The organism is Halobacterium litoreum, assembly GCF_021233415.1.
Taxonomy (GTDB): Archaea; Halobacteriota; Halobacteria; order Halobacteriales; family Halobacteriaceae; genus Halobacterium; species Halobacterium litoreum.
In genome coordinates this window covers 2469114-2485696 of record NZ_CP089466.1, presented here as the reverse complement: position 1 = coordinate 2485696, position 16583 = coordinate 2469114, and the positions used below count along the sequence as shown (strand labels likewise).

At 68.7% G+C, this 16583-nt stretch carries 19 protein-coding genes; 3 read left to right on the top strand and 16 right to left on the bottom strand.

Features of this window, described 5'->3' with window-relative positions; all coding sequences use genetic code 11:
* Positions 1–44: 44 nt before the first annotated feature.
* The 10 genes from LT972_RS13630 to eif1A form a co-directional block, all read right to left on the bottom strand.
* On the bottom strand, positions 45–923 hold the full coding sequence (locus LT972_RS13630) for a hypothetical protein (RefSeq protein WP_232570926.1): 879 nt from the start codon (positions 921–923) through the stop codon (positions 45–47).
* Positions 924–1037: 114 nt separating this feature from the next.
* Positions 1038–2717 (bottom strand): thermosome subunit alpha, encoded by a 1680-nt coding sequence (gene thsA / locus LT972_RS13625; protein WP_390226326.1) that lies wholly within the window; start codon positions 2715–2717, stop codon positions 1038–1040.
* Positions 2718–2874: 157 nt separating this feature from the next.
* Complete coding sequence (locus LT972_RS13620; protein WP_232570925.1) at positions 2875–3075, bottom strand: hypothetical protein; 201 nt, start codon at positions 3073–3075, stop codon at positions 2875–2877.
* 5 nt (positions 3076–3080) lie between these two features.
* A complete protein-coding gene (locus LT972_RS13615; protein ID WP_232570924.1) occupies positions 3081–3281 on the bottom strand; it encodes a hypothetical protein in 201 nt (66 codons plus the stop codon).
* A 56-nt stretch (positions 3282–3337) separates the two neighbouring features.
* On the bottom strand, positions 3338–3889 hold the full coding sequence (locus LT972_RS13610; protein WP_232570923.1) for a KH domain-containing protein: 552 nt from the start codon (positions 3887–3889) through the stop codon (positions 3338–3340).
* 56 nt (positions 3890–3945) lie between these two features.
* Positions 3946–4761 carry an ArsR/SmtB family transcription factor gene (locus LT972_RS13605; RefSeq protein ID WP_232570922.1) on the bottom strand — a complete coding sequence of 272 codons (816 nt, stop codon included), beginning with the start codon at positions 4759–4761 and terminating at the stop codon, positions 3946–3948.
* Between the two features lie 67 nt (positions 4762–4828).
* Positions 4829–5962, bottom strand: a complete 1134-nt coding sequence (locus LT972_RS13600; protein ID WP_232570921.1) for a tryptophan--tRNA ligase — start codon at positions 5960–5962, stop codon at positions 4829–4831.
* A gap of 195 nt (positions 5963–6157) precedes the next feature.
* A complete protein-coding gene (locus LT972_RS13595) occupies positions 6158–7024 on the bottom strand; it encodes a winged helix-turn-helix domain-containing protein (RefSeq protein ID WP_232570920.1) in 867 nt (288 codons plus the stop codon).
* Positions 7025–7064: 40 nt separating this feature from the next.
* The gene (gene rio1 / locus LT972_RS13590) at positions 7065–7997 is read right to left on the bottom strand and encodes a serine/threonine-protein kinase Rio1 (protein ID WP_232570919.1); all 933 of its coding nucleotides are present in this window, start codon (positions 7995–7997) and stop codon (positions 7065–7067) included.
* Positions 7998–8010: 13 nt separating this feature from the next.
* A complete protein-coding gene (gene eif1A, locus LT972_RS13585; RefSeq protein ID WP_232570918.1) occupies positions 8011–8298 on the bottom strand; it encodes a translation initiation factor eIF-1A in 288 nt (95 codons plus the stop codon).
* Positions 8299–8404: 106 nt separating this feature from the next.
* Here eif1A and LT972_RS13580 point away from each other — a divergent pair, with 106 nt between their 5' ends.
* Positions 8405–8581, top strand: a complete 177-nt coding sequence (locus LT972_RS13580; protein ID WP_232570917.1) for a DUF7470 family protein — start codon at positions 8405–8407, stop codon at positions 8579–8581.
* A 196-nt stretch (positions 8582–8777) separates the two neighbouring features.
* On the opposite strand, the gene LT972_RS13575 is transcribed toward LT972_RS13580, so the two are convergent.
* The 5 genes from LT972_RS13575 to LT972_RS13555 all read right to left on the bottom strand — a co-directional run bounded on the left by LT972_RS13575 (position 8778) and on the right by LT972_RS13555 (position 14216).
* The gene (locus LT972_RS13575) at positions 8778–9785 is read right to left on the bottom strand and encodes an NUDIX domain-containing protein (protein ID WP_232570916.1); all 1008 of its coding nucleotides are present in this window, start codon (positions 9783–9785) and stop codon (positions 8778–8780) included.
* Between the two features lie 237 nt (positions 9786–10022).
* Positions 10023–10886 (bottom strand): ArsR/SmtB family transcription factor, encoded by an 864-nt coding sequence (locus LT972_RS13570; RefSeq protein WP_232570915.1) that lies wholly within the window; start codon positions 10884–10886, stop codon positions 10023–10025.
* A 39-nt stretch (positions 10887–10925) separates the two neighbouring features.
* Positions 10926–11105 carry a hypothetical protein gene (locus tag LT972_RS13565; RefSeq protein WP_232570914.1) on the bottom strand — a complete coding sequence of 60 codons (180 nt, stop codon included), beginning with the start codon at positions 11103–11105 and terminating at the stop codon, positions 10926–10928.
* Positions 11106–11177: 72 nt separating this feature from the next.
* Positions 11178–12161: a tyrosine--tRNA ligase gene (locus LT972_RS13560; RefSeq protein WP_232570913.1), complete on the bottom strand. Its 984-nt coding sequence runs from the start codon at positions 12159–12161 to the stop codon at positions 11178–11180.
* A gap of 90 nt (positions 12162–12251) precedes the next feature.
* Complete coding sequence (locus LT972_RS13555) at positions 12252–14216, bottom strand: DUF460 domain-containing protein (RefSeq protein WP_232570912.1); 1965 nt, start codon at positions 14214–14216, stop codon at positions 12252–12254.
* A 99-nt stretch (positions 14217–14315) separates the two neighbouring features.
* Here LT972_RS13555 and LT972_RS13550 point away from each other — a divergent pair, with 99 nt between their 5' ends.
* A complete protein-coding gene (locus LT972_RS13550) occupies positions 14316–14714 on the top strand; it encodes a DUF7344 domain-containing protein (RefSeq protein ID WP_232570911.1) in 399 nt (132 codons plus the stop codon).
* A complete protein-coding gene (locus LT972_RS13545; protein ID WP_232570910.1) occupies positions 14711–15421 on the top strand; it encodes a DICT sensory domain-containing protein in 711 nt (236 codons plus the stop codon). The genes LT972_RS13550 and LT972_RS13545 overlap by 4 nt, the downstream gene beginning before the upstream one ends.
* Here LT972_RS13545 and rnz read toward each other — a convergent pair.
* On the bottom strand, positions 15418–16347 hold the full coding sequence (rnz, locus tag LT972_RS13540; RefSeq protein ID WP_232570909.1) for a ribonuclease Z: 930 nt from the start codon (positions 16345–16347) through the stop codon (positions 15418–15420). The genes LT972_RS13545 and rnz overlap by 4 nt on opposite strands.
* Between the last annotated feature and the right edge of the window lie 236 nt (positions 16348–16583).

Below are 16583 nucleotides of genomic sequence, written 5' to 3'. Positions count from 1 at the left end.
GCGAGAATCTCGCAACGCCGGCACTTAGAACGTCCGTTTCCGGGTTAGGCGTCCGTGACTTCGACCGTGCGTTCGAAGTCACCACACGGCGTCCGGAACGCGAACGACACCCGGTCGACGTCCTGACTCCCGACGTGGGTGTCGAGGAAGCCGGTCACCTCCCGGGACTCGCCCGGACCGACGTCGATTTTGACCGTCTCGAACCGGTAGGCCGGACCGGCTTCGTTCAGTGCCCCACGAAACCGCCCGACTCCGGCGCCCTCGTTGCTGACGCGCACGGACACCTCGATGGGCTCGTCGCTGGCGACAGACTCCGGCGCGCTGAAGTCGGCACACGCGAACTTCGGCGGTTCCCGGAGCCGGCCAGTGGCGTAGTCGGGGAGCGACCAACTGACGGGTGCGCCGCTCTCGTCGCCGAACTGGACCCGGAGTCGCGGGTCGTCGGTGGCGACGGATTTCGGTGCGTCGAAGCCGACCCAACCGATTCCGTTCTCGCCGGGGTCGTAACTCGCGGCGCGCTCCCAGAACTCGCTCCCGGACACGTCGCCGTACGTCACCCACCCGGGAACGGCGTCTTCGATGTCGAGCGCGAAGTCGCCGGGCGCCGGACGGGACTCGCCGTCCACCGAGACGGCGGCAAAGACGGCCTGCCGGTCGTCGAACGAGAGGACGTCGAGCGTATCCGGGGTCGCCAGGTAGTACGCCGAGTCCTGCACGGCGACAGCCCGGGGCGTGACACTCGTCCCCTGGACGGTCGTCGTCTCGCCCCACGAGAGACGGGTCGGCGCCGACGTCGAGGCGTCGGCGGTCGTGGACGGTTCCGCGGACGTCGGTTCGGAAGCGGGGGAGCCGGATTCCGCGCACCCGGCGACGGCCGCGAGCGCGGCCGCGCCACCGGCGAGGTAGTCGCGTCGGGAGGGCATACGCCGCGATACAGCCGCGGCTGGTAAGTGTCTTGTCGCGCCGAAAGAAAGCCGCGTGTCGGTGAGCGTGCGGTGCGAGGCGGTTTGGGGGTGGGGTGTGCTCCTAAGCGGAGTTTACATCGCGCCGCCCATGCCGCCCATGCCGCCCATGCCGCCGCCCATGCCGCCGGGGCCGCCGGCGGGGCCGTCGTCGCCGTCGTCGTCGCCGACCTGACCGCCCGCGAGGTCGCCCGCGGCGATGACGTCGTCGATGCGCAGAATCATGACGGCCGCCTCGGTGGCGGACTCGATGGCCTGCGTCTTGACGCGGAGGGGTTCGACGACGCCGTCGTCCTCCATGTTCACGACGTCACCGGTGTAGGCGTCGAGGCCCGCTGCCTTGTCGCCGCCGTCGTGCTGGCTGCGGAGGTCGACGAGGGAGTCGATGGGGTCGTGGCCCGCGTTCTCCGCGAGGGTACGCGGGATGACTTCGAGGGCGTCCGCGAACGCCTCGACCGCGAGCTGTTCGCGGCCGCCGACGGAGTCCGCGAAGTCGCGGAGTTCCATCGCGAGTTCGGTCTCGGGCGCACCGCCGCCGGGGAGGACTTTGCCGTCCTCGAGGGTGACGCGCACGACGCCCAGCGAGTCCTCGATGGCGCGCTCGACCTCGTCGACGACGTGTTCGGTGCCGCCGCGGAGGATGAGCGTGACGCTCTTGGCTTCCTCGACGTCCTCGACGAAGATGCGCTCGTCGCCGCCGATGTCCTTCTGGGCGACGCTGCCGGCGTCACCGAGGTCGTCGGCTTCGATGTCGTTGACGTTCGAGACCGGGGTGGCGCCGGTGGCGCGGGACAGACGGGTGAAGTCGTCGGACTTCGTGCGACGGACGGCGAGGATGCCCTCCTTCGCGAGGTAGTGCTGGGCCATGTCGTCGATGCCGCCGTCGACGAAGACGACGTTGGCGCCGGCGGCTTTCAGGGAGTCGACCATCTCCTTGAGCTGCTCTTCTTCCTGGTCGAGGAACTCCTGGAGCTGGTCGGGGTCGGTGACGTTGACCTCGGTGTCGATTTCGGTCTCCTGGACTTCGAGGCCGTCGTCGACGAGGGCAATCTTCGCGTCCTCGACGGCGTACGGCATGTTCTCGCTGACGCGCTCCTTGTCGACGATGACGCCTTCGACGAGTTCGGAGTTCTCGATGGCGCCGCCGGTGACCTTCTCGACTTTGATGTTGTCGGTGTCGACGGAGCCGTCGTCGGCGACCGACTGGACGGCCTTGACGACGAGGTCCGAGAGGACGTCCTTGGCGTTCTCCGCGCCCTTGCCGGTCATGGCGGTCGCGGCGATCTTCTCGAGTTCCTCGGTGTCGTCGGGCGAGACGTCGATGGCGGCGTCGTCGAGGAACTCCTTGGCCTGCTCTGCGGCCTGGCGGTACCCCTGCGCGAGCGTGGTGGCGTGGATGTCCTGCTCGAGGAGGTCCTCGGCCTCGGAGAGGAGTTCACCCGCGACGACGACGGAGGAGGTCGTGCCGTCGCCGACTTCGGTCTCCTGGGTCTCGGCGACCTCGACGATCATGTTGGCCGCCGGGTGCTCGATGTCCATCTCCTTGAGGATGGTGACGCCGTCGTTCGTGACGACGACCTCGCCGGTGGAGTCGACGAGCATCTTGTCCATGCCCTTCGGGCCGAGTGTGGTGCGGACGGACTCCGCGACGGCTTTCCCGGCCGTGATGTTCATGGACTGTGCGTCTTTTCCGGAGGTGCGCTGACTGTCGTCGGACAGTACGATCAGCGGCTGATTGCCCATCTGCTGCGCCATAGTCACTCGAATGATTGAATGCGATTCTATTTAAAACTTGTGCGCGAGACAATGGCATGCTTGGAGAGGTTGCCGCTGAAGGGGTCTAGGCGCAGTGTAGCGACGTCTCGAAACAGGGTTTATGTGTGTATCGGGCGTCGGCGGGCGAACGCGGGGGTTACGAATCGCGGGGCGAGTGTACGAACAGCCCGTCGGCGACGACCGCGCTCCCGGCGGCGAGCGCCGCGAACTGGGCGAGCAGCGGCCCGTCGAACAGGGCGGCTGCGCCGACGTACGCCACCAGCGTCGTCAGGGGGACGCCTGCGAGGATGGCGTCGTAACGCGAGACTGTGGCCGACTCGTCGGTGCCGTCCGCCATCGTACTCACTCCACGTAGCCGAGTTCGCGCAGTTTCTGTCCGATGTCGCGGGCTTCGTCGTCGGAGATGCCGTCCTCGGACTCCATCTCGCGGATGACGAGGTGTTTGATGAACTCCTTGGGCGAGCCGAACGGTTCGTCCTCGATGTACGCCTCGACGTCGCTGACGAACTCCTTTTTCAGGGAGACCGTCGTGTAGTCGCTCATACGACTCCCGACGACCGCCCGCCTGATAAATTTTAATTAGAAGTAATTACGGCGCGTCAGCCCGGGAACTCGTGGTAATCCATCCCCTGCTGTTTCAGTTCCTCGGCGCGCTTGCGCTCGAGGAACGAGTAGACGGCGCCGTGGGGCGCGCCGTCGAGCAGCATCTCGGCCGCCGAGCGAGCCACGTCGACCTCGTTGGGCTGGCCGATGACGCCGAACGTCGACCCGTAGATGACGACCGTGGCGCCGGTCAGTTCCTCCATCAGTTCCCGCGTGCGGCCGTCCTCGCCGATGAGCCGTCCCTTCTTCCGGCGGAGGTCGTTGTCGTTGCGCGCCGCGCGCTCGATGTCGATGGTCTCGAACATCCGCATCTCGTCGTCCAGCAGGCTCAGCGCCTCGTCGGGCTTGAAGCCGCGACCGATGGCCTTCACGATGTCGGGCGCCTGCATCCCGCGGATGGGGTCGCCGACCTGGTCGATGGCCACGGACCCGTTCTGGGAGTCCACGTCGAGGTCCACCTCGGCGGCCTGCTCGATTCGGCGGAGCGTCTCACCTCCGTCGCCGATGAGCGCGCCGATCCGGTCCTGCGGAATCTTCACGTGTTTCATGCTGTGTTCGTACTGGGCGGGCGCGTAAAAGCCTTCTTTACGCCTGTGTCCACGGTTCACGTGCGCTCCGCGCCGACCACGGAAAGCGACTCGTCGAGTTTGAGTTCCAGTTCGTCGCCGTCGAGGGCGACCGCGACAACCGCCTCGTCGCCGTCCATCTCCGCGTCGGTCGTCCACCCCATCTGCCAGATCGGGGCGTCGCGTGCGTCGCGGCCGTGGTCGCGGTAGAACGACAGCACCTCGGTGTGGTCGAGGACCGCCGTCGTCACGAACCCGTGGAAGCGGTTGCCACAGCGCTCGCACTCGTAGACGGCTCGCGGCCCGTGCTCGCCGTCGCGTTCGAGGCGGCCGGTCGTCCGGCCGCGACACGACGAACAGAACCCCGCGGTGAACTGGCGCGCCATCGTGCGCACGTAGCCGTCGATGGCCGTCGCGAGGTCGTCCTCGCGGCCGTCCACGAACGCCGGCGGGATGCCCACCGAGACGACGTGGACGCCGCAGTCGTCGCTCGTACACGTGACACGCGCCTGTTCGTCCTCGTAGACGGCTTCGAGGTCGCTCCCGCAGAGCGGACAGTCGCCCTCCACCGCCTGCGGGCCGACCGACGCCTCTTCCGTGAACACGCCGGAGTACAGCGCGCCGACGAGTTCGCGGCCCGCGAACCGGAGCGCGTACCCCTCGTCTCGCTGCTCCACGAACCGACCGCGTAGCTCCCCGAGGTGGTAGTTGAAGCGCCCGGAGTCCGCCACGTCGACTCGGTCGCGCAACTCGGAGAAGGCGAGGGGGTCGTCGGCGTCCCAGAGTTCGCGGAGGATACGGACGCGGAGTTCGTCGGCGACGGCGGCGAACGCGTCCTCTGCGTCGTCGCTCATGCCCCAACGACGCGGGGCCGGGGGCTTCAGGGTTCCGCCGCGTCGGTGCGACAGCGCGCCCGCCCCGTCAGTAGCCGAACCCGACTGCGTCGACGGCGCGCTCCCGTTCGGCCTCGGTCAGCCGGAACTTCGGGAGTTCGTCCTCGACCGGTCCGAGCGCGTCCCGGCGGGACTGGTGCCCGTCGAGGAACTCCACGATGCGGTCGGCGGCAATTTCCTTGAGTTCGCCCGACAGCAGGTCGCCCGCCCGGTACTCGGCCTCGATGCGCGCGAGTTCGTCGTCGTCCGACTCGAAGAACGCCGACAGGTACTGGAACGGCACGTCCACCTCGGGGTCGCCGCCCTGCTCGCGGTGTTCTTCGACGCTCGACTGTCCGCCCGTGAACGCGTGCTTGCGAATCTTCTCCCGGACGGTGTCGGCGTCGTCGGTCAGCCGAATCGAGACGCCCTCGGAACTGCTCATCTTCCCCGGCCCGCCCAGCGACGGCAGGAACTGCATCAACAGCGCGCCCGGCTTCCCGACCGGATACCGCGCCTTCGCTGCCACGTCCCGACTCACCCGGACGTGCGGGTCCTGGTCCACCGCGATTGGCACCAGCGTCTCGTGCTCGCCGTGTACCAGTTGTGGGAGCAGGAGGTGGGCCGTCTGGACCGCCGGGTAGAACGCCTGCCCGACGTTCTCCGGCGTCCCGTAGACGTTCTCCAGCGTCGAGTGGGTCACCTCCTTCCCGAACGCCGTCGCCAGCGGGTACACCACGTCGGCGTCTCTCGTGTCCACGACGAACCGCGTCAGTTCGGGGTCGAAGCCGACGGCGAGCAAGTCTCGCAGGTTCTCCCGGAGGTACTCGCCCGTCTCCGCGGCGGTCTGGTCCTTGAACCAGTACTTCTCGTCGTCCGACAGCGGGACGTACACCCGCGCGCCGAGTTCGTCCTGCAGGCGCTTCGCGAAGTAGAACACCATCGCGTGCCCGAGGTGCATCGGCCCCGACGGCCCGATGCCGGTCACGATGGACTGCTCCTCGGCGTCGAGGAAGTCACTCACGCCGCGGCCCGCGTAAAACAGGCCACGACGCACCAGCGGGTGGTCGGGGAAGCGCCGTCGTTGGTCGTCGGTCAGTTCGTCCGCGCCGAAGCGAGCGAGCAGTTTCTCGTAATCTACGTCGCCCGCGACGGCGTACGGCGTCACGTCGTCGTCTGTCATGGCTGTGGATGTGTGTGGCTGGTCGGAAGCGATACGCGAGAAGAACGGAGGGAGCAACGCGCCCGACCTGAGCGGGTGACGCCCGTCAGGCCGCGGCGGCGAGACTGTCCGCTCTCCGAGCGCGCCAGCGCCAACCGCGGAGAGCGGACTGCATACTCCCGAATCGGGGAACGTCAGCAAAAACGGTTTCGGTGCTCAGTCGGCGACTGCGACGTCGGTGACGGAGACGTCCGCCTCGACGGTCGCCGTCAGTTCGTCGCCGTCGACCACCAACCGGACGCGCGCTCCGCCGTCCTCGGTCTCGGTCACGTCGACGTCGTCCCCGGCGTCGAAAAAGCGCCACGACGGGTCCGCGAACACGTCCACGCCGTGGGCCTCGAAGAACCCGATTGCCACGGGGTGGAAGATGACGGGGAGCATCGGCGCGGACTGCAGTTCGTCCCCACAGCGTTCGCAGTCGAACACCGCGGACAGCGACATCGGCGAGTCGCCGTCGTCGGGTTCGAGGCGCCCGTCGACGCGCCCGCCGCAGTTCGCACAGAACCCCTGCAGAATCCTCGCCACCGTCGCGCGCATCCACCGGTCGAACGCTGCCGGCAGCGCCTCGCGGTCGAACTGGTCGAGGCTCGCCGGCGGGAACGAGAACTCGTTTCGCCACACCTCACACTCCGGGCAGTAGAGCCGTGCGCGCTCGTCGACGTACTCCGCCACGAGGTCCGCGTGCCCGCAGAGCGGACACGGCCCGTCGAACGCGAACGGGTCGACGGTGGCGTCCGCCGTGTACCTGCCGGAGAGAATCGCGCCGTACACCTGCCGGCCCGCCAGCGACAACTCGTAGCCGCCCCCGGTCTGCGTGACGAAGTGACCGGCGAGTTTCCCGAGGTGGTAGTTGAACTTCCCCGAATCCACCACCTCGACGCGCTCCCGCAGTTCCGAGAACGAGAGCGCGCCGTCGGCGTCGCCGAGCGCCCGAAGTATCGCCACGCGGAGGTCACTCGACAGCAGTCCGAACGCCGCCTCCGGCGACTGTCGCTCCGCAGTCACCGACGTCTCGTCGCTCATGGTCGCCGAGACGACGCCGACCGAGAAATGCGTATCGCCGTCAGGCTCCGGGGTCTGCGTCTGCGTCGTCGGTCCCGTCATCCTCGCCGTCGCCGTTCTCGCGTTGCGCGTCGCCCTCGGTGTGGGGGTCGGCGTTCGACGTGACGTAGTCGTACAGTTCGTCCGGGTCGGCGTCGGCGCCCTGTCGCGCGAAGAAGTTCGCGACGTTCCGGCAGTCCCGTCGCAGCAGGTCGTCGCTGTTCGGGTGGTGAATCGTCACCGCCTGCCCCACGTCGATGACGACGAGTTCGCCGTCGTAGACGACGATGTTGTACTCCGAGAGGTCGCCGTGTACGAGGCCCGCGGCGTACAGGCGACGCACGTACTCCCGCACCACCTCGTAGGCGGTCTCCGGGTTCTCCACGTTCACGTCGCTGAGCGTCGGCGCGGCGTCCCCCTCCTGCCCGATGAGTTCCATCACGAGCACGTTCCGCTGGACCGCGATGGGGTGCGGGACGCGAACGCCCGCCGCCGCCGCGCGCTGGAGGTTCGAGAACTCCTTGCGCGTCCACGACAACACGACCGCCTTCTTGTCGCCGCGAATCCCCTCGAAGCGCGGGTCTCCTTCGAGGTACTCCCGCATCTGCTTGAAGTTCGACGCGTTGATGCGGTACACCTTCACCGCCACGTCCCCGCCCTCCGCGTCGTGGGCCTCGTAGACGTTCGCCTCCTTCCCCGTCGAAATCGGGCCGCCCATCGCGCCCACGTGCTCGTCCTGTACGAGTTTGTAGACGGCCGCGTACGTCGCGTCGTCGAACGCGCCGTCGTCCAGTTTGAACTGCTCGGTGTCCTTCAGGCGCTTCCGGAACTCCGCGAACTCGCGGTCCTGCCGGCGCGCGATGCGGTCGGCCTCCGTGTCCGAGACGTCGATTTCCTCGAACTCGTCGCCCGGCGCGCCCTCCCGCTCCTCGGCGAGACCGAACTCGTCGGTCACCGCCGCACCACCGTCATTCGATGTGCCCTTCCTCGCGGAGCTGGTCCGCGTCGGCCTTCTCGTAGCGCCACACCACGTCCGCCTTCTCGTCCTGCCAGTCCCACGGCTCCACGAGGACGACGTCGCCCTCCCGAATCCAGATGCGTTTCTGCATCCGACCGGGAATGCGTGCAGTCCGCTCCGTCCCGTCCGCGCATCGCACCTTCACGCGATTCGCGCCGAGCATGTTCGTGACCTCCGCGAACACCTCGTCGTCGTCGGGCATTCGGAGGTTCTTGCGTCCGCTGTCGTCGTCAGCCATACGACGCGGTTGGACAGCGAGCCGTTTAAACCCCACCGACTCACGCGACGGCTAACTCCGGCACGCGACCAGTACGCTTACACTACCCGTCGCTCTCGAATCACGCATGCTCGACAAGATAGGACTCTCCGGCGTCCTCGGTATCCTCCTCGTCGTCGCCGGCGTCGCCGTCGTCGCGTGGAAAGCACCCGTCGTCGCCGCCGGCCTCACCGCCATCCTCCTCGGCGTCGCGCTCGTCGCACGCGGCGCCATCCAATCCGTCATGGGCATGTTCGGGATGTAAACCCACTTTTTGCTATGCGAGGCGCGCTCCGCGCGCCTCGCTTGCAAAAACTTGGGGAAAAAGCGCCGTCACCCCACCTTCGGTGGGGTTCGGCGCCAGCGCGCGAAGCGCGCTGTGAACCGCTCGCGCATTCCGAGACGGCTTCGCCGCCTCGCGGCGCTCGCGGATGCTCGTTTTCGGTTGGTTGGTCTGGCTGTTACTCGACGAACAGTCGGGCGTCGGCGCACATCTCGTCGTGCCCGTGCGCGAAGTCCTCGGGGAGGCTGTCGTACCAGTCCGTGGACTCGACCTGGCAACTCGGTGCGTCGTCGGGGAGGTCGGCGCCGTCGGCCGGCGAGGCGGCATACACCACTTCGTGAGCGACGACTTCCTCGCCGTCGTCGCTCGTGGACACCTTCCGGCGGACGCGCTCGACGCTGTCGAGGTCCACGTCGATGCCGAGCAGTTCGTGGGCGCCCTCGCGGGCGGTGTCCGCGAAGTCGTCGCCGGATTCGACGACGGCGTGCGTCAGGACGGTGGCGGATTCGAACGTCGGGAGCGCGAGCCGGCCGTCGCTCGTGACGCCGACGACGGCGACGCCCTCGGTGTCGCGGTTCATCTCGAAGTGCGAGTCGTCGCTGACCTCGACGTAATCCACGTCGCCGCGGTCGGCGAGCGCCTCGGGGTCGGTCAGCGACGCGGTCGGGTCGGCTCCGTCGAGTACGCGTCGAACGTCGTCGGCGACCGGGTCGGGCGCGTCCGCTGGCGGCGCGTCGAACCACGCGAGTTCGGTGTCGTCGACGCGACTCTCGGGGTCGTCGGAGAGCGGTTCGGCCGGGGTGGCGTCGAGTACGACGTTCCAGACGACGCGCTCGTCGCCGTCACTCGCTCGCGCAGTGCGCTTCCGTACGAACGACGCGCCCTCGATTGTGGCGGAGACGCCGGCCAGCGCCTCGAACTCGCGGCGCGCGACCGCGGCGTAGTCCGCCCCGGGTTCCACGGGAAACGCGGGGAGCGTCCAGCCGTGGTGGCCGTCGTTCTGGAGGAGGGCGCCGCGGTCGTCGGCGACGCCGACGACGACGTGGCTGTCCCACGCCTCGGCGGCGTCGAACTGGTCGGCGTCGACTTCCGTAGTCGTCTCCTCGTACGCCACGGCGTCGCGGGCGGCGAGCGTCTCGGGGTCGGGCAGGGCGTCGGTGCTGTCGGTGGGGTCTGAGGTTGTCATGTCGGCTGGGTGTGGTCGCGTGGGGCCGTCGTTGGACGAGTCGTCTGGCGTCGAATTGGGGACTGTCCGATGCGTGGCGACGTCCGAATTCCGGTCGCTCGGGCGCCGGAGCAGTTGCTATGGAGAACTGATAGAAGAAGCCACCGATTTAATTCCGATACTCTCCTTGTGTAATAATTAGACCGCCGGGTACAAAACCGTTTTCCCGAGCGAACTGACAGGTCGTCGGCCGACGCCTCACGCCTCCTCGACGCGCTCCGTCGCGACGACGTCCGCGTCAGCGTCGAGTGTCACGCGGAGCGCCGCGCCGTTCGCGGACGCCGTCACCGCCGCCTCGGGCGGGTTCTCGGACACCACCGTCACCGCGTCGTCGTTCAGACACCAGTCGAAGCGCCACGGCGGCGCGTCCGCCGGCACGCCCTGCTCGCGCAGGAACCCCGCGACAGCCGGGTGTTCGAGCACCGCGAACCCGACGCTCGACCGGTTGGTCACGCCGCAGTTCCCGCACTCCGAGCGCACCAGCGTCGTCGCCGGCAGCGTCGTCTCCGCGTCGAGGTCCAGCGACAGCGACATCGCGCCGCCGCAGAACGGACACAGCCCGTTGTTCGAGCGCCTTGTGTGCGCTCGCGCGTGCAGCGACACCGCCCGCACCAGCTCCTCGTCGCTCCGCTGCGTGACGCCCCGCGGCGGGAACGACAGCATGAACACCTGGTCGTCACACGCCTCGCAGTTCACGCGGAACATCCCCTCGTCGTACTCGCCGACGAGCGCGCTCCCGCACGTCGGACACGACCCCGCCACGTCCAGGCCGGTGCGCGTCGGCGCGTCCACGTACGACCCCGCGTAGACGGCGTTCAACACCACCAGCCCGGACGGTCGGAGCCGGTAGCCGTCGTCGGTCTTCGCGACGAACTGGTCGGTGAGTTTCGTGAGGTGGTAGTTGAACCGTCCGGAGTCCCGGAGGCCGACGGCGTCCCGCAACTCGGAGTACGGCAACACCGAGTCCTCGGCCTGCCAGAGCGTCGCCAGAATCTCGACGCGAACCGGGTCGGCGAGCCGCCCGAACGCGTCCGCCGTCGCCTCGAAGTCGGGCGCAGTCATGCCCGAGCCTACGCGAACCCGCGGTTTAGAAGGCTCGGCCTACGCCGACTCCGTGACCGACTTCGTCTCCAGCCACTCCTCGAACTCGAAGAAGCAGTCCGAGCAGAGCCGGCCGGTCGTCGTCTCCGTGTCGTCGGCCGCCGCCTCGAACACGTAGCGCTGGTGGCGCGGCTGTTCCGGGTCAAGACTCGTGCCGCACTTGTCGCAGTGTTCGACCATCGGAGTCGGGGATAGCGCCTCGGGACTGAAAAGCCGGACGGCCGAACCGCTCCCTCACTTCGCTCGGGAACGCTACTCGCCGCGAATCTCTCGCAGTCGCTTTCGGCCCGGTGCGATGAGTTCGTCGAGGTACGTCGCGAGCGCGCCCTTCGCGTCCGCCGGGTGGAGTTCGCCGGATTCGAGGTCGTCGGCGAGGTCGTCGTAGTCCTCGTAGACGAGGTCGCCGCCGTACTCGTCGGGGCGCTCCACGACCACTTCCTCGAAGCGGGGGAAGACGTGGTACTGGAACAGTTCGAGGACGGGGTTGACCTTCTCGCCCTCGGGGTCGCGCTCGGGCGGGCAGAACGCCGAGTTCACCTTCTCCTCGATGTCCTCGGTGGCGTCCTCCATCGAGAGCGTGACGCCCTCGCTGGAACTCATCTTCCCCTCGCCCGTCGACAGGTCGCCGACGATGGGCGTGTGGAGCGCTGGCGGCTTCCGGTAGCCGAGACTCGGCAGTTCCTCGCGGGCGAGCATGTGGACCTTCCGCTGGTCCATCCCGCCGATGGCGAGGTCGACGTCGAGGTACTCGATGTCCAGGGCCTGCATCAGCGGGTAGACGACGTGGCTCACCTTCGCCGTCTCGCCGCTCTGGATTTCGGCCATCGCGCGCTGGGCGCGGTTCAGCGACGTCTCCAGTTCGAGTTCGTGCTGGTCGAGCACGTAGTCCTCGTCGAGTTGGTACTCGGAGCCGAGCACGAACTCCGTCGACTCCTCGTCGAGGCCGTACGCGAGGAACTGCTCTTTCATCTGGTCGGCCGTCTCCCGAATCTCCTCGAAGGTGCCCTTCCCGTTGAGGTAGGCGTGGACGTCCGCGAGCAACACCACCACGTCCAGCCCCGCGTCCTGCAGGTCGATGAGTTTGTTCGCGGTGAGCAGGTGGCCGAGGTGGAGGACGCCCGACGGCTCGTAGCCGACGTACGCCCGCTTCCCGTCGGGGTCGTCGGCCAGCGCGCGGACCTCCTCCTCGGTCACGACTTCCGCCGCGTTCCGCGTGACCAGTTCGTAGGTGTCCATACGCCGAGAGAATCGGGCCGCCGGGTTAAGCGGTGCGGAAGTGTGTGAACGCGTCCAGCGGACGCGTCGAGGGACGGGCGGGAACCGCGCTCACTCCCGGTCGGCGCGGTGCTCGGAGATGATGGAGTCGACCATGCTCTCCTTCTGCTCGCGCTCGCGCTCGGCTTTCCGCTCCTTCCAGTCAGCGACGACGGCTTCCACGTCGGCCTCGCTTGCGATGGCGAGTTCGTCGATTTCCCGGATGGTCACGTCGTCGGCGGGGCCGACCGGCACCTCGCGCTCGAACAGGACCTCGTCGGCGGCGTCCGAGAGGCCGCCCGACCGCAGGACGACGCGGGGCCGGAAGTCGGCGAGCAGTTCCGCGGTGCGGCGGCCCGCGCCGGAGGCGTCCCGGAGGTAGACCACGTCGCCCTTCGCGATGCCGTACTCCTCGTCGACGGCCTCGATGGCGTCCACGGTGAACTGCTCGATTGGCTTCACGGCGACGAGGTCGCCGCTCTTGTTCACGTCCGCGAAGTTCGAGTGGTCGAGTTTCCACAGTTCCTTCAGGCGTTCGAGTTTCGCCGCGAGTTCGTCGGCGCGCTCGCGTTCCTCCTCGAGTTCGGTCTCCAGTCGGTCGTTCTCCCACTGGAGTTGGGTCACCTCGCGGCGCTCGCGGGCCTCCTGTCGCTCCTCGCGGCGGGCCTCGGAGAGTTCCTCCTCGTAGCCCTCGATTTCGGCTTCCTTCTCGGCCACTTCGGTTTCGAGGCCGTCGACGTGGGACTGCAGGCGCTCGACCTGCGATTCCAGGTCGCGGATGCGGCGTTCCTCCTCGGTCAACTCTCGGGGGTCGTGCGTGGACTCCTCGGGCTCCGGCTCCTCGGTCTCGGTGAGGTCGTTCAGCACGCCCTGCAGGGACTCGCCCGAGAGCACGCGAGCCACCACCTCGCCCGCGTCGAGGTCGCGGGGCGTCGCCTCCCGCACGCGCTCGATTCGGTCGGCGTGGTCGTCGTGCGCGAACAGCGCCGCCGCCATCGCGTCCCGCTGGTGGTCGTCCTCGTAGCCCTCCTCGCGGGTGCGGTGTTGTTTCTCGTCGACGGGCAGGTCGGCCTCGGGCCGCCAGCCCGCGGCGTCGAAACTCGCGCGAATCTTCTCGACGGTGTCCGGCATCGGGCGCACGTCCGCCGCCACCAGCACCGGCCGCCCGCGTTCGATAATCCACTCGATGACGGCCGCGGTGTCCGCGGTCCGGGTGCTCGTCACGTCCAGCACGCGCCCGTCCAGGGACACGAGCGCGACAGCCGTCGTCGTGCCGGGGTCGACGCCGACGAACACGCGGTCGCGGCGGCGCGCCAGTGGGACGAACTCGATGCCGTCCCGCCTGACCGGCTCTACCTCCACTCTGGTGTCGCCCGAGCGCCGACCGCTCACCGGGATGTCCTCGGGGCGCGCCTGCACCGTGAACACGGCGTTCGCGTAGCCGCCGTACTTCTCGGTCACGTCGCGCTCGTAGTCGAGGCCAGCGTCGTCCAGTTTCGACGCGACGCTCCGCGCCTCCCGTTTCACGGAGCCGTGGATGCGCCGCGTGAAGCGGTCCTCGCTCCACCCGCCGCCACCGCCCGTCGACCGCCCCCGGGAGACCTTCACCTCGGTCTCGTCGGTGAACGCGGACACCTCGTAGCCGACGTTCCGCGCGGCGAGTCGCGCGGCGGCCTCGGCCTCCTCCATTGCGGGCTTCCCGTAGGGGACGCCGTGGCGCTTGGCGACCCGAGAGAGGGGTTCCGGGCGCTCGTCGCCGGTCACCTGCACGAGTTTCGTCTCGTCGGGCAGGCCGCGCAGGACGTGGACGAGTTGGTCCTTGTCGGCCGCCAACTCGTACATGTTGTCGGTGGCGACGATGGCCGGCTCCTCGCTGTCGATTCGGCGCAGCAGCTTCCGACGGGTCACCACGTCGCGCTCGACGGTCTCTCCGTCGAACACGACGAGCGCGTAGGAGGGAGCGTCACCGCGCACGTCGCCGCTCTGCACGTCGACGCCGAACACGCGCGCGTCGAGCGCGCTCGTGCGGGTACTCACGTTTCGGAACGTAGGGTTCGGCGGCTAATAAGTTCACGGCGGGCCGCAAACTGGGAGAAACAGGTAAGTGATGACGTACCAAACAGTTCGTCCGACCGGATGGTGAACCGAGACGACACACCTGCGCAGTCCGAGGCCGGGCCACCGCGGAGCGACGCCGCGGTCGACGGCCCCGACCCGGACGACCTGTTCGTCGCGCTCGCGGACGCGACTCGCCGCCGCGTCCTCTGGTATCTGCGCGCGGAAGACGAGGTGGCCGTCGACGACCTCGTGGACGTGCTGGCCGGGTGGCAACTGGCCGACACCGACGTCGTCGACGCCGCCGACCGCGAACGCATCGCCGTCTCCCTCCACCACGTCCACCTCCCGCGGCTCGCGAACGCGGGGCTCGTCGAGTGGGACGCCGGCAACGTCTCGCTCGCGGACGTGCCAGCGGGCGCCAGCGAACTCATTCGAGACGCCTACGAGTACGACCGCGCCGTCGCAGGCGTCGAATGACGCTCGCAGACGTGGTCGACGCGGCGAGTCGCCGCCGGAAGTCACTCGTCCACTTCGCGCCGGAACCGGGGGCGTTCGCCGCCCAGTTCGACGCGCGAAACGTCGACGTCGACTTCCGCCGCCTCCCCGAGGGCGGTCCCGACCCGTTCGTCGCGGTGTACGAGGCCGGCGAGTTCGTCGCCGCCGTCACCGTCGCCGACCTCCGCGCGTTCCTCGAACCGCCGAGCGCTCGCGCGTTCGACCGCGACGCCCTCCCGCCGGCCCACCGCGCGCTGTTCGACCTGTTCGACGACACCGTCTTCGCGTCGCTGACGCGCCGACAACTGCTCGCGACCGCCCGCGAGATAGAGGACCGCGCGTGGCGCACGGGCCGCGGCGAACTCCACGCCGGCTTCCAGTCGCTCGCGGCGTTCGAGGCGCAGCGACCGGTGTACCGTCGCCTCGCAGCCGGTACCCGCCTCGACGTCCACGTCTACGTCGTCCCGTCCGCGGACACCGACGCCCTCGACGAGTCGCCAGTCACCGTCCACGCGTCGCCGTCCTCGGCGGTCGGACGGTACTGGTTCGTGGTGTTCGACGGCGGCGGCACCGACCAGCAGAGCGCGCTGGTCGCGGAGCAACGCGGCGAGAACGACTACTACGGCGCGTGGACGTACGAACCCGAGTTCGTGGACGCGGCGCTCGCGGCGGTGCGCGGACTCGCTTAGTCGGTGTCGGGGAACGTCACGTCGTACTCCATGCCGTCGTGGGCGACGAACACCTCGCCGGGGAATCCCTTCTCGGCGTCGCGCTTGAGTTCGCGGGCGTCGCCCGCGTACCGCGAGGAGACGTGTGTCAGCGCGAGCGCTCGGACGCCCGCTTCAGCGGCTATCTTCGCGGCCTCGCCGGCCGTGGAGTGGCCGGTCTGGGCGGCGCGCTCGTTGGCGTCGTTCGCGAACGTCGCGTCGTGAATCAGGAGGTCGGCGCCGTCGGCGGCCTCGCGGACGGCGTCGTGGGGGCGCGTGTCGCCCGTGTAGACGATGGTTCGGCCGGGTCGCGGGTCGCCGACGACCTGCTCGGGTTCGACGACGGTGCCGTCCTCCAGTTCGACGGCCTGTCCGTCGTGCAACCGGGAGAACTTCGGGCCGACGGGGACGCCGAGTTCCTCCGCGTGTTCGCGGTCGAAGCGCCCCTTCCGGTCGTCCTCGACGAGCGCGTACCCGACGGAGTCGGTGCGGTGGTCGGTGGTGAACGTCCGAATCTCGTACGCTTCGCGGTCGAGGACCGTCTCGCCGGCCGCCACCTCGCGGATGCGGACGGGGAAGCCGGTGTCGCCGCCGACGGCGAACACGAGGTCGGCGACCTGCTCGCGGACGCCCCGCGGCACGTGAATCGTGAGGGGGTCCTCGCGGTCGTTGAAGTCGAGCGTGTGGACGAGGCCGGGGAGGCCGAAGACGTGGTCGCCGTGGGCGTGCGTGACGAACACGTCGGAGACGTCGAACCCGGTGCCGTACCGCATCATCTGGCGCTGGGTCCCCTCGCCGGCGTCGAAGAGGAAGGCGTCGCCCTCGCGCCGGACGAACACCGAACTGGGGTTGCGCTCCGTCGTGGGGACGGCGGCGCTCGTCCCGAGGAACGTCACCTGTAGGGTCATACAGCGACGTGCGCGGGCCGCGCGCAAAACGACACCGATAGCCGGGCGCACCGCCCCGAAAACATCAGAGGTAGGATAGGATTGTCGAAGGGTACGGTCGGATTGTGGTCGCACGCTCCCACGACTAGAAACGAGTACGACGGCGTTTCGTCGGCGTAGCGGCTCTGTATACTTCGAAACTGGCGTTAACTATCTGACCGGTTTATGCTCGCGCGAGTGCTGTCACACTCCTTGCA

What these genes read in the sequence shown, in the direction of transcription:
- LT972_RS13620 (WP_232570925.1), bottom strand. Translation starts at nt 3,075, where the DNA reads ATGGCGGACGGCACCGACGAGTCGGCCACAGTCTCGCGTTACGACGCC.
- LT972_RS13615 (WP_232570924.1), bottom strand. Translation starts at nt 3,281, where the DNA reads ATGAGCGACTACACGACGGTCTCCCTGAAAAAGGAGTTCGTCAGCGAC.
- LT972_RS13575 (WP_232570916.1), bottom strand. Translation starts at nt 9,785, where the DNA reads ATGACAACCTCAGACCCCACCGACAGCACCGACGCCCTGCCCGACCCC.
- LT972_RS13595 (WP_232570920.1), bottom strand. Translation starts at nt 7,024, where the DNA reads ATGAGCGACGAGACGTCGGTGACTGCGGAGCGACAGTCGCCGGAGGCG.
- thsA (WP_390226326.1), bottom strand. Translation starts at nt 2,717, where the DNA reads ATGGCGCAGCAGATGGGCAATCAGCCGCTGATCGTACTGTCCGACGAC.
- rnz (WP_232570909.1), bottom strand. Translation starts at nt 16,347, where the DNA reads ATGACCCTACAGGTGACGTTCCTCGGGACGAGCGCCGCCGTCCCCACG.
- LT972_RS13545 (WP_232570910.1), top strand. Translation starts at nt 14,711, where the DNA reads ATGACGCTCGCAGACGTGGTCGACGCGGCGAGTCGCCGCCGGAAGTCA.
- LT972_RS13550 (WP_232570911.1), top strand. Translation starts at nt 14,316, where the DNA reads ATGGTGAACCGAGACGACACACCTGCGCAGTCCGAGGCCGGGCCACCG.
- LT972_RS13630 (WP_232570926.1), bottom strand. Translation starts at nt 923, where the DNA reads ATGCCCTCCCGACGCGACTACCTCGCCGGTGGCGCGGCCGCGCTCGCG.
- LT972_RS13565 (WP_232570914.1), bottom strand. Translation starts at nt 11,105, where the DNA reads ATGGTCGAACACTGCGACAAGTGCGGCACGAGTCTTGACCCGGAACAG.
- LT972_RS13600 (WP_232570921.1), bottom strand. Translation starts at nt 5,962, where the DNA reads ATGACAGACGACGACGTGACGCCGTACGCCGTCGCGGGCGACGTAGAT.
- LT972_RS13560 (WP_232570913.1), bottom strand. Translation starts at nt 12,161, where the DNA reads ATGGACACCTACGAACTGGTCACGCGGAACGCGGCGGAAGTCGTGACC.
- LT972_RS13605 (WP_232570922.1), bottom strand. Translation starts at nt 4,761, where the DNA reads ATGAGCGACGACGCAGAGGACGCGTTCGCCGCCGTCGCCGACGAACTC.
- LT972_RS13580 (WP_232570917.1), top strand. Translation starts at nt 8,405, where the DNA reads ATGCTCGACAAGATAGGACTCTCCGGCGTCCTCGGTATCCTCCTCGTC.
- LT972_RS13570 (WP_232570915.1), bottom strand. Translation starts at nt 10,886, where the DNA reads ATGACTGCGCCCGACTTCGAGGCGACGGCGGACGCGTTCGGGCGGCTC.
- eif1A (WP_232570918.1), bottom strand. Translation starts at nt 8,298, where the DNA reads ATGGCTGACGACGACAGCGGACGCAAGAACCTCCGAATGCCCGACGAC.
- LT972_RS13610 (WP_232570923.1), bottom strand. Translation starts at nt 3,889, where the DNA reads ATGAAACACGTGAAGATTCCGCAGGACCGGATCGGCGCGCTCATCGGC.